The organism is Streptomyces sp. NPDC032822 (assembly GCF_055578825.1).
On sequence record NZ_JBVIOL010000006.1, the window covers coordinates 12,931 to 25,308 of the forward strand.

The following is a 12,378-nucleotide window of genomic DNA, read 5'->3' on the forward strand; positions in this document are numbered from 1 at the left end:
TACCCGCACCCACTGACAGTGCGCTGCGCGGAAGCCGAGTGGACTCCCAGCCGTTACCTGAGGTCAATGGGTACGGAAGGGGCGTCGGGCGGGCCCGGCGGGTCTCAGGGCAGCATCCAGCCCAGGACCGGTGAGCTCTGTCCGACCACGATCAGGCACATCACGAGCAGCAGGCCGATGCTCCAGGGCAGCACCTTGCGCAGGAGGTCGCCCTCGCGGCCGGCGAGACCCACGGCCGCGCAGGCGATGGTGAGGTTCTGCGGCGAGATCATCTTGCCGAGGACACCGCCCGAACTGTTGGCGGCGGCCAGGAGTTCGGGCGAGAGGCCGGACTCTCGGGCTGCGGTCACCTGCAACGCACCGAAGAGGGCGTTGGCCGAGGTGTCCGAGCCGGAGACGGCCACCCCGAACCAGCCGAGGACCGGGGAGAGGAAGGCCAGGCCCGCGCCGGCCGCCGCCACGAAGTGGCCGATCGTGGCGGCCTGTCCGGAGAGGTTCATGACGTAGGCGAGGGCCAGGACGGACGTCACGGTCAGGATCGCGAACCTCAACTCGTACACCGTCGCGCCCCATTCCCGGACCGCCACGCGCGCGTGCACGCCGAGCACGACGGCCGTGAGGACGCCCGCGAGCAGCACGAGCGTGCCGCCGGTGGCCACGATCGGCCAGGTGAAGACGTTCGCGCCGACCGGGTCGCCGTCCGCGTCCACCACGTTCAGGAAGGGCCAGTCGTACGTCCGGGTCGCCTTGGCCAGCCAGTCCTTGACGGGCGGGATCTGGGCGAGGGAGAAGATCACCACGATCAGCGCGTACGGGGCGTAGGCGCGCACGACTTCGCGGCGCGGGTCGGCCTCGTCCAGGTCCTCGCTGCGCGCGCCGGTGAGCACGGCCACCCGGACGGTCTCGGTGGCGGGCCGGCGGGCCTGCGGTACGGCGACCAGGGCGCCCGCGCCGGCCAAGGCGGCGCCGATGTCGGCGAGTTGCGCGGAGACGTAGTTGGCGGCGGCGAACTGGGCGACGGCGAAGGCGGTTCCGCACGCCAGGGCGGGCACCCAGGTCTCGCGCAGACCGCGCCGCCCGTCCACCAGCCAGACCAGCACCAGCGGCACCACGAGGGCCAGCAGCGGGGTCTGACGGCCGACCACGGACGCCACGGTGTCCAGGGGGAGTTCGGTGACCTGGGCGAGGGTGACGACGGGGGTGCCCATGGCGCCGAAGGCGACCGGCGCGGTGTTGGCGACCAGGGCGACGACGGCGGCGCGTACCGGGTCGAAGCCGAGCGCGACGAGCATGACCGAGCAGATGGCGACGGGGGCGCCGAAGCCGGCGAGGGCCTCCAGGAGGGCGCCGAAGCAGAAGGCGACCACGAGGGCCTGGATGCGCGGGTCGTCGGAGAGCCGGCCGAAGGAGCGGCGCAGGATGTCGAAGTGCCGGGTGCGGACCGTCATCCGGTACACCCAGAGGGCGTTGACGACGATCCACAGGATGGGGAAGAGGCCGAAGACGGCTCCCTGGGCGGCGCTGGAGACCGTCTGGCCCGGCGGCATGCCGTAGGCGAGCCAGGCGACCAGAGCGGCCGCCAGGAGGCCGGTGAGGCCCGCCAGGTGCGCCTTCATGCGGACGCCGCCGAGCAGGACGAGGACGATCATCAGGGGTAGGGCCGCCACCAGGGCGGACAGGCCGAGTGAGTCGGCGACCGGTTCCAGTTCCTGGACGTACACGGGAGCCCTCGATTCCGTCATGCGGAAGGCGACTTCTCGTTTCGACGTAACGGAATGGTCGTGTCCACATCAGCCGCTCGTCAATGGGTGTGCGTCACCCAGCGGAACGCGCGTTCACCGGAAGAGGCCGCCGAAGAGACCAAGAAGGGGGCGGGGAGGGTCAGTTGTCCGGGGAGCGCAGCACCCGGAGATGGCCACGGCGGGCGACCTCCATCGGGTCGGCGCCCCGTCGGCCGCCACCGGTGCCGGCCGACCGCTCCGGCGGACGGGCCGCCTCGCGCACGGCGTTGGCCAGCGCTTCCAGGTCGTCACCGCTGGGCCGGGCCGGAGCCGAGCTGTCGAGGAGGCGGACGACCTCCCAGCCGCGCGGGGCGGTGAGGCGCTCGGAGTGCTCGGCGCACAGGTCGTAGCAGTGGGGTTCGGCGTAGGTGGCGAGCGGGCCGAGGACCGCGGTCGAGTCGGCGTAGACGTACGTCAGCGTCGCGACGGCGGGACGGCCGCAAGCGGTGCGCGAACAGCGACGTACAGGGCTCACGAGGTTGGACGGTACCGCACTCTTGAGCGGGCCGCGACGACTCTCCCCCAGGTCACTCCACCGTGTCGTGTGGTGAAACGCCTCACATACCCCACCGGACACACGGCGTTGACCTGCGCGGATGAAGGTTCCCGCGGGCTCGGTCGATCGTGAGGACGATCATCACCCGGTACAAACCACGTCAATTGCCTTGAGATCGACGGTCTCGGAGAGAACGGATTCGAGCCCAACCTTGGCTGGAATGGTCAACTGCCGACATGCCGCCCGGGATGGACGCAGGAGACCGCGCCGCCGCGTGGGTACCGGGCGGGCGGGCCGGGCGGGGACTACGCTTCACCGGTGATGGACAACCCCGTACCGCCCCGTGCAGCCGGACCCGGCCCCCGCCGTCGTGATCGCCACGGGCGGGGGATGCGCGGACCGATCGCGCCACCGCAGGTACCGCTGGCGGCGAGCCGTGCCGAGGGGTTCGCGGATCTGGTGCAGGACTCCGTGGAGCGGCTGGAGCGGCGGTGGCCGCAGCTGGCCGACATCGATTTCCTGGTCCTCGAGGTGCCGCAGCTGGACGCGCCCGGCCAGGTCTGGAACGACGAGGCGGTTCCGCTGGGCGGCACGATTCCCTCCGCGGAGGGACGGCCGGCCCGGGTGATCGTCTACCGGCGGCCGGTGGAGATTCGCACGAAAGGGCGCGACGAACGGGCCGCGCTCGTGCACGAGATCGTGGTCGAGCAGGTCGCCGAGTTGCTCGGGCTGACTCCGGAGACGGTGGATCCGCGGTACGGCGAGGACTGAACCGCCCCGCGGATCACGCCGCGCCGCGCTACTTCTGCAGCACCGACAGGTCCTCGTCCGCCTGCGGCACCGCCACCGTGCCCCGGTCGTCCGTGAGGGTCTGGATCGTGAAGCCCGGGACACCGTCCTCGGTGGCCGTCAGCAGGCGTGCCGCGTAGACCTTGCCGCCGGAGACCGGCTCGACCGTCAGGGCGTACGTGCCCTTCCCGCCGCTCGGCGTCGGGGCCTCGACGTTCTGGGTCGTGCCCGCCTTGATCGTGAACGTCTTCGAGACCGCCGTACCGCCGCCGCTGCCCGCCGACGCGGTGACCTTGACCTTCGCGGTCGCGCCGGGCGCGGCCAGGGAGAGGGTGGAGCCCTTGGCACTGTTGTCGGCGGACGTCGCGCGCGCGCCGACCGCGCGGCTGGCGGGGATGTACGCCGTCTCCTGGTCCGATCCCTTGCCCCGTACGACGCGCAGGGCGGCGACCACCGGAACGGACTGGTCGGTGGGGGTCAGGATCAGCGAACCGGCCTCGCCGCGGGTGAGGTCACCGAGGTCGACCGCGCTGGTCATGCCCGCCTTGACGTGCAGTGTCTCGTTGCCGGCCGGGGTGATCTGGCCGGTCGGCGAGGAGAGCCGCACCTTGAGGTCGGCGTCCGAGTCGCCGGGCGTGAAGGCGACCAGACGCACCGCGGTGGCGTCCTTGGGGATGCCGGGCAGGACCAGACTGCTCGTCGGGTCGGTGGAGGCGGCCAGCCAGTCGCCGCCGAGCTTGTCGTCCAGGGCCTGTATGGCGGCGCCCACGCGCCCGCTGCGGACGTTCACATGGACGGTGAGGTTCTCCTGCTTCTCGTCCGTGAGCGTGGACAGCAGGACCGGCTCGCTGGAGTGCGGCCGGACGGTGATGCCCTCCCCCGCCGTGGTCTCCAGGGCGCCGTCCTTGCCGTACAGCTCGATGTCGACGACGGCCGCGGAGTCGTCGGGGTTGGTCAGGTGCACGTAGTCGGTGCGGTCGGCGGCCGTGCTGGCGCCCGGGAACCAGAACTCCGTGTCCGGGGCGGTGCAGTTGACGCCCTGGAGGCCGCGACCGGTGCCCGCGGCGACCTCGGTGGTCTCCTGGACCGTCCAGCCGGGCGCGAACTTCCCCTCGGCGGTGCCGACCAGGGCGGGTGAGTCGCCGCCGGAGGTGTCCCCGGTGACCGGGGTGCCGGGCTCCTTCGGTGTCAGGACCGGCTTGTCGGCCTTCTTCTTGTCCTCGCCCGCGGACCGGAGTTCGCCCTTCCCGTCGCTCCCCGTGCCCTTCGTGACGGGCGTGAACGACGTGTACGACGTCTCCGCGAGGTCGGCGAGGCTGGGCGCCGGGCACAGCAGGCTGGTGCGCTCCACGGGCAGTACGGCGGCGGCCCGGGCGGTGTCCTGGCCGGCCGCGTCCGGGGTGGTGAGCACGGCGAATCCGGTGACGGCGGCGAGGGCGGCGGTGCCGGCGATCAGGGACAGGGTGGTGCGGTTCACTGCTGACTCCCGTCGGGGCGCTGCTCACTGCCGTCGCCGTGCGGGTGCGGCGCGTTCGGGTCGTACGCCGGGTCGTAGCCCTGGTCGTATCCCTCGTCGTAGCCCTGCTGTGGTGGGTACTGCCCGCCGTATCCCTGGTCGTACGGCGGCTGTGGGGCCTGGCCGCCGTAGGCGTAGGGGTCGTACTGGCCGTTCTGGTACGGGTCCGCCTGGTAGGGCTGCTGGTCGTAGCCGCCCGCCGGGTACTGCTGCGGGGCGGGCTGGTACTGCTCGCCGTAGCCGGTGCCGTACTCGGCGCCCGCGTAGTTCGGGGTGTCCCACTCGCCGTAGGACTGCTGCTGCGGGACGGCGGCGGGGGCGGGGGCCTCCTCCTGAGGCGGGGGCGGGAAATCGTCGGGGTGTCCGCCGTCCTCGGCCTCGGCCTGGGCGCGCAGTCGGCGGGCGCGGCGGCCCTCGCCGGCGACGGCCTGGGCGGGGACCACGGGCTCCTCGGGGAGGTCGTCGTCGACGTCCCGGCGGCGGCCGGGCAGGGCCAGGACGACGAGGACGACGGCGAGGGCGCCCTGGGCCCACAGCCAGGCGGTGTGGGTGATCGGGTCGTCGAAGGTGACGTCCAGCCGGCCGCCGGAGGCGGGGAGTTCGAAGCCCTGGGCCCAGCCGTCGACCGTGGTGCGGGTGAGCGGCTCGCCGTCCAGGGTGGCCGTCCAGCCCTCGGCGGCGGCGTCGGCGAGGCGCAGGACGCGGCCGTCGGCGCCGGCCGGGATCGTGGTGTGGATCTCGACCGGGCCCGCGGCGACGGGCTGCGGTTCCGCCGACCCGGTGGTGAGGGTGGCGCGCGCGACCTCCTGGTTGACCCGCCACAGGCCGCTGCCGTCCTGCTGGCTGAGCCGGGACAGGCCGGGGGTCGCGTCCAGGACGCGGGTGACCTCGCGGGGCGCGCCCTTGTGGACGAGGACGTAGCGCACGGCGAACTTGCCGAGCTGGTCGGCCTGGTCGGCGCCGGAGCCCGCCACCAGGTTGGCGACGGTCTGGTCGAGGTCGCTGTTCTCGCCGTCGGCCGCGGCCAGTTCGGCGTCGCCGAGGCGGGCGCCGGAGCCGCGCACCAGCATGTAGCCGACGTGCGCGGCGGAGTCGCTGTCGAGGACGAGTGTGCGGGCCTGGTCGCGGGTGCCGCTCTCCTCGGCGACGAACGCGGGCACCTGCACCGGGTCGCGGCGCTCCAGGGGGCCGTCGGCGCCGCCGATCATCCAGCCGGCGGCGACCAGCAGCGGGCCCGCGGCCGAGGCGAAGGCAATCAGCGCGGCGACCGGCTGGCGCCAGCCGAAGCTCTGCTCGGCCACGCGCGCGCGTGCCCCGTCGGCGCCGAGGACGGCGGCGGCGAGGAGCGCGAGGCCGTAGACGAGGGTGGCGGGGCCGGCCCAGGTGGAGGCGTTGGACAGGATCGCGAAGACGAGACCCACGAGGGCGGCGGTCCAGGCGGTCAGGATGCCGAACTGCCGCTCGGAGCGCAGCAGGGCGGCCAGTGCGGCCAGGACGACGCCGACGAGCATCAGCCCGCTGACCGTGCCGGGGCCGCCGGGGCTGATGCCGAGCAGGTCGAGGGCGGAGGCCGCCGAGGCGCCGTACTCCATGCCGGCTTCCTGGAAGAAGCCGGTCGGGAGGAGGGACAGCGACCACGGGGCGAGGATCAGCAGGGGGGTGCCGAGCTGGACCAGGAAGCGCAGGCCGTAAGCGGTGATCTCGGCCCGGCGCACGGCCAGCAGACCGATGCCGAGGATCAGCGCGATGGGCCACACGATCGGCGTGAACGCCGTGGTGATGGTCAGCAGCAGGGCGTACGCCCAGGTGGCGCGCCAGCTGCCGCGGGTGCCCGCGCCGTACGCCAGGCCGCTGGCCGCGATGCCCGCGCGCGCGATGAGCGGCAGCAGGATGGCGAGGACGGCGGTGCCGATGCGGCCGCCGGCGAGGGCGCCGGTGGCGGCGGGCAGGAAGGCGTAGACGACGGCCGCCCACGCGCGCAGGAGGCGCGACTCGACGAGCGGGCGGGAGGCGAAGTAGGCGGCGACCCCGGCCAGCGGCACCGAGCAGACCAGCAGGACGGTGACGGCGAGGCCGGTGGAGCCGAACAGCACGGAGGCGAACATCGCGACGATCGCGAGGTACGGGGGTGCGGACGAGGTGCCGCCGGCGCCCACCGTGTGCCAGGCGTCCAGGTAGCGCGACCACAGCTCGCTCGCGTCGGCCGGGGCGGGCAGCAGGGCGCCGCCCGCGAGCGCGCCGCCGCCGAGCAGGGCGCGGCAGGCGACCAGCGAGACGAACAGGAGCACCAGGAAGAGCACCGGTCCGGGCTTGCGGGCGATGCGCTTGAGGCGGACGAACTGCTCGACCTCCAGGAAGTCGGCGTCGTCGCCGCCCGGCCCGGACTCGACGGCGCCGCCGTGCCGGCCGGCGCCGGAGGTCGCCTCGGGGTCGGAGCTGCCGAAGAGGTCGCCCGCGGCCTGCTCGATCGTGGCCCGGACGGTCGCACCGGGCGGCGGGAACAGCGGCCGCAGTTCGTCCTTGTCGACGGTCGGACGGCCGCGCCTGCGGCGGCCGGCGAGGATCCGCTCGGGCCGCAGCAGGGTGCCCACCAGGCCCCGGATCTCGTCGACGGCCTGCCCGGGGACCTTGCCGACGAGGTAGGCGACGGTCCGCAGCAGGGTGCCCAAGACGAGACGTACCAGCACCCACGGCAGCACGGCCGTACGCGTGTTGACGAGCAGGGTGTAGACGGCGCCGGCCTTGTCGACCTTGTGCGGGGAGGCGGTGGTGCGGCCCGCGCAGTCGACGGCGCGGCGCTCGCGAGAGGCGGCCTCCGCGTGCCGGACGACGGCCTCCGGGGCGATCAGGACGCGGTAGCCGGCCGCGTGCGCCCGCCAGCACAGGTCGACGTCGTCACGCATCAGGGGCAGTCGGCGGTCGAAGCCGCCGAGCTCCTCGAAGACGTCGCGGCGGATCAGCATGCCGGCGGTGGAGACGGACAGCACCGGCCGCACGTGGTCGTGCTGGCCCTGGTCCTGTTCGCGGCGGTCGATGCCGGTCCAGCGACGGCCGGAGTGGGCGATGCTGACACCGACCTCCAGCAGCTGCCGCCGGTCGTACCAGCCGCGGAGCTTGGGGCCGACGACGGCCACGTCGTCCCGGCCCAGGTCGTACTCGGTCTCCACGACGCGCAGCAGCTGGGCCAGGGCGTCGGGGTCGGGGGCGCAGTCGTCGTGCAGCAGCCACAGCCACTGGACGGGCTCTCCGTGCGGGAGCTCCGGCATGTCATAGGCGTCGTCGCGCCAGGTGCGCGTGACGGGGTCCCAGCCGCTGGGCCGCTTCAGGTACGGCAGCTCGTCGGGGGTGAGGACGGGCGCGGTACGGCCCGCCTCCTCGACGGCCTGGCCGAAGCCGGTGCGGCGGGCGAGGTGCAGCACGCGGTCGGCGCCGAGGGCGTCGGTGACCAGCTGGGCGGAGGCGTCCGCGCTGCCGGTGTCGGCGCCCAGGGCGCACTGCACAGGGCGTTCCTGCCCGAGCAGCCCGGCGAGCGCGTCGGGCAGCCAGCGGGCGCCGTCGTGGGAGACGAGGACCGCCGTCACCACGTGACGCGGGAACTCAGGTGTGGCAGCGGTGTCTTGCTGGGCTGCCGTGTGGCTGTGCACGGACATCGAGGTACGGGCCCCGGTTCGGTGGACTGCGGTGGACGCCTGTGCCCCCAGGGAGCAGCGGGGCGTCTCGGACGAGCGCCCACACTATCGGCTGGGCATGACGACGGCCCGCCGCCTGTGGACAACCACCTGCGACGGGCCGTTCGTGACCCTCATGTACGCGGAGCCCGGGCCGGTGACCCGGATCAGACCGCCGCCTTCTTCAGTCTGCGGCGCTCGCGCTCCGACAGGCCGCCCCAGATACCGAAGCGTTCGTCGTTGGCGAGGGCGTATTCGAGGCACTCGGATCGGACCTCACAGGAGAGGCAGACCTTCTTGGCCTCTCGGGTGGAGCCGCCCTTCTCGGGGAAGAAGGACTCGGGGTCGGTCTGGGCGCACAGCGCGCGCTCCTGCCAGCCGAGTTCCTCGTCCGCGTCGTCGACCAGCAGTTGCTGCACCGTCTCGGTCATGTGCGCCCCTCGTCTGTCTTTCGCGTCCCCGTGATGTAGCCGTACCGATTTCGGCTGAACGACACGAGTGAAATTACAAGTGTGCTGCTCCGGGCGAGTCAAGCCGAGATCTGCTATTGGGCCCCTTATTCACTCTGCGGAACCAAGGCCTAGCGGAAAGTGTTCAAATCGGCATAAACCTTGACAGACAGAGAAGACCCCGACGGGCTCCGTTCTCGTACAGCTCTGTTCGGGCCTGTACGAAGAAGGACGCCCAGAAGTTCGATCTCGTTCCGAGGCCCGTGCGTCTGGTTGTGCGCCATGTGTCCCGGTGGGCGCATGAACAAACCTTTCCCCTGGGAGATGAACCGGATGAGGTGAAACATGTCCCACATACCGGGCGTCGAGTTGACAGTGAAGGTGTGAGCCGATGTCCTTATGGGCATGCTCGCGAACTTGGCACTCACCTCGACCCGCTCCGCCGGGTCCCCCGGTGCTGCCCGTCGTCGCTGTAGCTGTAGCTGTTGTTGCCTTTCCAGCTGTTGAGCCCCACCCGCTCCAGCTTGTCGGCCGAGTCGTCCGTGATCCGGACAGGCCCGACCTCTCGTTCCCTCTGACCTGCTTTCACTGATTTCACTGAGGAACCACCGCACCCCATGAACAGCGACAGCGACCTCCAGATCGCCGGCGACATCCTCGAAGTCCCGCACCTGCTCCAGCCCGCGCGCGAACACCCGGCCACCGTCGCCGAGTTCGTCGGACTGTCCCGGGCCGTCGCCGCCGACCGCGCCCAGTGGGCGCACCTCGTCGAGTACGACGCGACGACCCGCTGGTACCACCGGCTGCGTACCGGCCCCGGCTACGAGGTGTGGCTGCTGTCCTGGGTGCCCGGACAGGGCAGCGGACCGCACGACCACGGCGGCTCCTCCGGCGTCCTGACCGTCCTGGAGGGCACGCTCACCGAGCGGACCGAGCGGGGCACGCGCGCGCTGGGCACGGGCGCCCAGCGGGTGTTCGCGCCGGGGTACGTGCACGAGGTGGTCAACGACACCCTGGAACCGGCCATAAGCCTGCACGTCTACTACCCCGGCCTGACCGAGATGCCCATGCACTCCGCCTGCACGGCCCCCGCGGCCCACGACGACGTGGACGCCGTCACCGCCTGACGCGTTGTCGTACCCGCCTGCAAGACTTGGCCCCATGCGCATTGTGGTTCTGGCAGGCGGCATCGGCGGTGCCCGGTTCCTGCGCGGTCTCAAACAGGCCGCGCCGGACGCGGACGTCACGGTCATCGGCAACACCGGCGACGACATCCACCTCTTCGGTCTGAAGGTCTGCCCGGACCTCGACACGGTGATGTACACGCTCGGTGGCGGCATCAACGAGGAGCAGGGCTGGGGGCGGGCGGAGGAGACCTTCCATCTCAAGGAGGAGCTCGCGGCGTACGGCGCCGGGCCCGGGTGGTTCGGGCTGGGCGACCGGGACTTCGCCACGCACATCGTGCGGACGCAGATGATCGGCGCCGGGTATCCGCTGAGCGCGGTGACCGAGGCGCTGTGCGACCGGTGGAAACCGGGCGTACGACTGATCCCCATGACCGACGACCGGGTCGAGACCCATGTCGCCGTCGAGGTCGACGGGGAGCGCAAGGCGGTCCACTTCCAGGAGTACTGGGTGCGGCTGCGGGCCTCCGTGCCGGCCGAGGCGATCGTGCCGGTGGGCGCGGAGCAGTCGAAGCCGGCGCCCGGGGTGCTGGAGGCGATCGCGGCGGCCGACGTCGTACTGTTCCCGCCGTCCAACCCGGTCGTGTCGATCGGCACGATCCTCGCCGTGCCGGGGATCCGCGAGGCCATCGCCGAGGCCGGTGTGCCGGTGGTCGGACTGTCCCCGATCGTCGGGGACGCGCCGGTGCGCGGGATGGCCGACAAGGTGCTCGCGGCGGTGGGCGTGGAGTCCACGGCCGCGGCGGTCGCCGAGCACTACGGCTCGGGACTGCTGGACGGCTGGCTGGTCGACACCGTGGACGCGGGTGTGGTGGAGCGGGTGGAGTCCGCCGGGATCCGGTGCCGGGCGGTGCCGCTGATGATGACCGACGTGGACGCGTCCGCGCAGATGGCGCGTGAGGCGCTGGCGCTGGCGGAGGAGGTGCGGGCGATTTGAGCGGCATGCCGGTCGGCTCTGCCGACGCAGACGGATCCGGGCACGGAGACGGGGACGGGGACGGGTACAGGGTTTGGGCCGTGCCCGGTCTGCCCGAGGTGCAGCGGGGCGACGACCTCGGGAAGCTGATCGCCGCCGCGGAGCCGGGGCTGATGGACGGGGACGTACTCCTCGTCACCTCGAAGATCGTCTCCAAGGCGGAGGGGCGGATCGTCGAGGCGGCCGACCGGGAGGCGGCGATCGACGCCGAGACCGTACGGGTGGTGGCGCGGCGCGGCCCGCTGCGGATCGTCGAGAACCGGCAGGGGCTCGTGATGGCCGCCGCCGGGGTCGACGCCTCCAACACCCCTTCCGGGACGGTGCTGTTGCTCCCCGAGGACCCGGACGCCTCCGCACGGGCCGTCCGGGACGGCCTGCGGGACGCCCTCGGGGTCGAGGTCGGCGTCGTGGTGACCGACACGTTCGGGCGGCCCTGGCGCGCGGGGCTCACGGATGTCGCCATCGGCGCCGCCGGGATCCATGTGCTGGACGACCTGCGCGGGGGCACGGACGCGTACGGCAACCCCCTCGGCGCGACGGTCGTGGCGACCGCGGACGAGCTGGCCTCGGCCGGCGATCTCGTCAAGGGCAAGGCCGCCGGGCTGCCCGTCGCCGTGGTGCGCGGGCTGTCGCACGTGGTGGCCGCGGACCACGGGGAGGGGGCGCGGGCCATGGTGCGCTCCGCACGCGACGACATGTTCCGGCTGGGGACCTCGGAGGCGGTACGGGAGGCGGTCACCCAGCGTCGTACCGTACGGGCCTTCACCGACGAGCCCGTCGACCCCGGAGCCGTACGACGGGCCGTGGCCCTGGCGGTCACGGCGCCGGCGCCGCACCACACGACGCCGTGGCGTTTCGTGCTGCTGGAGTCGCAGGCCGCACGGACCGGGCTGTTGGACGCCATGCGTGAGGCCTGGATCGCAGATCTTCGGCAGGACGGGAAGAGCGAGGAGTCCATCGCCAAGCGGGTGCGGCGGGGGGATGTGCTGCGGAACGCGCCGTACCTGGTGGTGCCGTGTCTCGTGATGGAGGGCTCGCACACGTACGGCGATGCGCGGCGGGACGCGGCCGAGCGGGAGATGTTCGTGGTCGCCGCCGGGGCCGGTGTGCAGAACTTCCTCGTCGGGCTGGCCGGGGAGCGGCTGGGGTCGGCGTGGGTGTCGTCCACGATGTTCTGCCGGGATGTCGTGCGGGAGGTGCTGGAGCTGCCGGAGGGGTGGGATCCGATGGGGGCCGTGGCGGTGGGGCATCCGGCGGAGGAACCTCGGGCTCGGGCGGAGCGGGAGCCGGGGGGATTCATCGAGGTGCGGTGACGCTCCGCGGGGGCTGCCGTGTCTGTGTCTGCCGGAATCGCCGTGTCTGCCGGGGTGCTGTGTCTGCCGTGTATGCCGGGTGCCGTGTCTGCCGGGTGGCGTCTTGGTGCGGTGGCGACGGTGGGCGGTGGCGACGGTGAGGGGTGGCTCTACTCTCGTACGGCTTCCCTTTCGTACGGCTTCTCTTTCGTACGGCTTCTCTTTCG

General features: G+C 72.6%; 9 protein-coding genes. 4 read left to right on the plus strand and 5 right to left on the minus strand.

What is annotated here, in order from left to right; translation table 11 throughout:
• Window positions 1-104 precede the first annotated feature (104 nt).
• Entirely contained in the window at window positions 105-1,721 is a 1,617-nt protein-coding gene (locus ACZ5VD_RS18135) for an L-lactate permease (RefSeq protein ID WP_468549201.1), read from the minus strand.
• A gap of 160 nt (window positions 1,722-1,881) precedes the next feature.
• Window positions 1,882-2,307 (minus strand): DUF3499 domain-containing protein, encoded by a 426-nt coding sequence (locus ACZ5VD_RS18140; RefSeq protein WP_468682876.1) that lies wholly within the window; start codon window positions 2,305-2,307, stop codon window positions 1,882-1,884.
• A gap of 291 nt (window positions 2,308-2,598) precedes the next feature.
• Between ACZ5VD_RS18140 and ACZ5VD_RS18145 the strand changes: the two genes are divergently transcribed.
• Complete coding sequence (locus ACZ5VD_RS18145) at window positions 2,599-3,048, plus strand: metallopeptidase family protein (RefSeq protein ID WP_468549203.1); 450 nt, start codon at window positions 2,599-2,601, stop codon at window positions 3,046-3,048.
• 28 nt (window positions 3,049-3,076) lie between these two features.
• Here the strand turns inward: ACZ5VD_RS18145 and ACZ5VD_RS18150 are convergent, their stop codons facing one another.
• From ACZ5VD_RS18150 to ACZ5VD_RS18160, 3 genes are all read right to left on the minus strand, one after another.
• A complete protein-coding gene (locus ACZ5VD_RS18150) occupies window positions 3,077-4,543 on the minus strand; it encodes a DUF5719 family protein (RefSeq protein ID WP_468682699.1) in 1,467 nt (488 codons plus the stop codon).
• Window positions 4,540-8,232, minus strand: a complete 3,693-nt coding sequence (locus tag ACZ5VD_RS18155; RefSeq protein ID WP_468682700.1) for a glycosyltransferase — start codon at window positions 8,230-8,232, stop codon at window positions 4,540-4,542. The genes ACZ5VD_RS18150 and ACZ5VD_RS18155 overlap by 4 nt, the downstream gene beginning before the upstream one ends.
• Before the next feature lie 185 nt (window positions 8,233-8,417).
• Window positions 8,418-8,681, minus strand: coding sequence for a WhiB family transcriptional regulator (locus ACZ5VD_RS18160; RefSeq protein ID WP_020137941.1), 264 nt, complete (start codon window positions 8,679-8,681; stop codon window positions 8,418-8,420).
• Between the two features lie 635 nt (window positions 8,682-9,316).
• Between ACZ5VD_RS18160 and ACZ5VD_RS18165 the strand changes: the two genes are divergently transcribed.
• Genes ACZ5VD_RS18165 through ACZ5VD_RS18175 form a run of 3 tightly spaced genes read left to right on the plus strand, consistent with a single transcriptional unit; the run spans window position 9,317 to window position 12,172 of the window.
• Window positions 9,317-9,826: a cysteine dioxygenase gene (locus ACZ5VD_RS18165; protein WP_468548789.1), complete on the plus strand. Its 510-nt coding sequence runs from the start codon at window positions 9,317-9,319 to the stop codon at window positions 9,824-9,826.
• Window positions 9,827-9,860: 34 nt separating this feature from the next.
• A complete protein-coding gene (cofD, locus tag ACZ5VD_RS18170; RefSeq protein WP_468548790.1) occupies window positions 9,861-10,820 on the plus strand; it encodes a 2-phospho-L-lactate transferase in 960 nt (319 codons plus the stop codon).
• A gap of 5 nt (window positions 10,821-10,825) precedes the next feature.
• The gene (locus ACZ5VD_RS18175) at window positions 10,826-12,172 is read left to right on the plus strand and encodes a coenzyme F420-0:L-glutamate ligase (RefSeq protein WP_468682877.1); all 1,347 of its coding nucleotides are present in this window, start codon (window positions 10,826-10,828) and stop codon (window positions 12,170-12,172) included.
• The last annotated feature ends 206 nt before the right edge of the window (window positions 12,173-12,378 follow it).

Excerpts from the sequence above, each read along its gene's own strand:
- ACZ5VD_RS18145 (WP_468549203.1), top strand. The coding sequence starts at position 2,599 with ATGGACAACCCCGTACCGCCCCGTGCAGCCGGACCCGGCCCCCGCCGT.
- ACZ5VD_RS18155 (WP_468682700.1), bottom strand. The coding sequence starts at position 8,232 with ATGTCCGTGCACAGCCACACGGCAGCCCAGCAAGACACCGCTGCCACA.
- ACZ5VD_RS18160 (WP_020137941.1), bottom strand. The coding sequence starts at position 8,681 with ATGACCGAGACGGTGCAGCAACTGCTGGTCGACGACGCGGACGAGGAA.
- ACZ5VD_RS18165 (WP_468548789.1), top strand. The coding sequence starts at position 9,317 with ATGAACAGCGACAGCGACCTCCAGATCGCCGGCGACATCCTCGAAGTC.
- cofD (WP_468548790.1), top strand. The coding sequence starts at position 9,861 with ATGCGCATTGTGGTTCTGGCAGGCGGCATCGGCGGTGCCCGGTTCCTG.
- ACZ5VD_RS18175 (WP_468682877.1), top strand. The coding sequence starts at position 10,826 with ATGCCGGTCGGCTCTGCCGACGCAGACGGATCCGGGCACGGAGACGGG.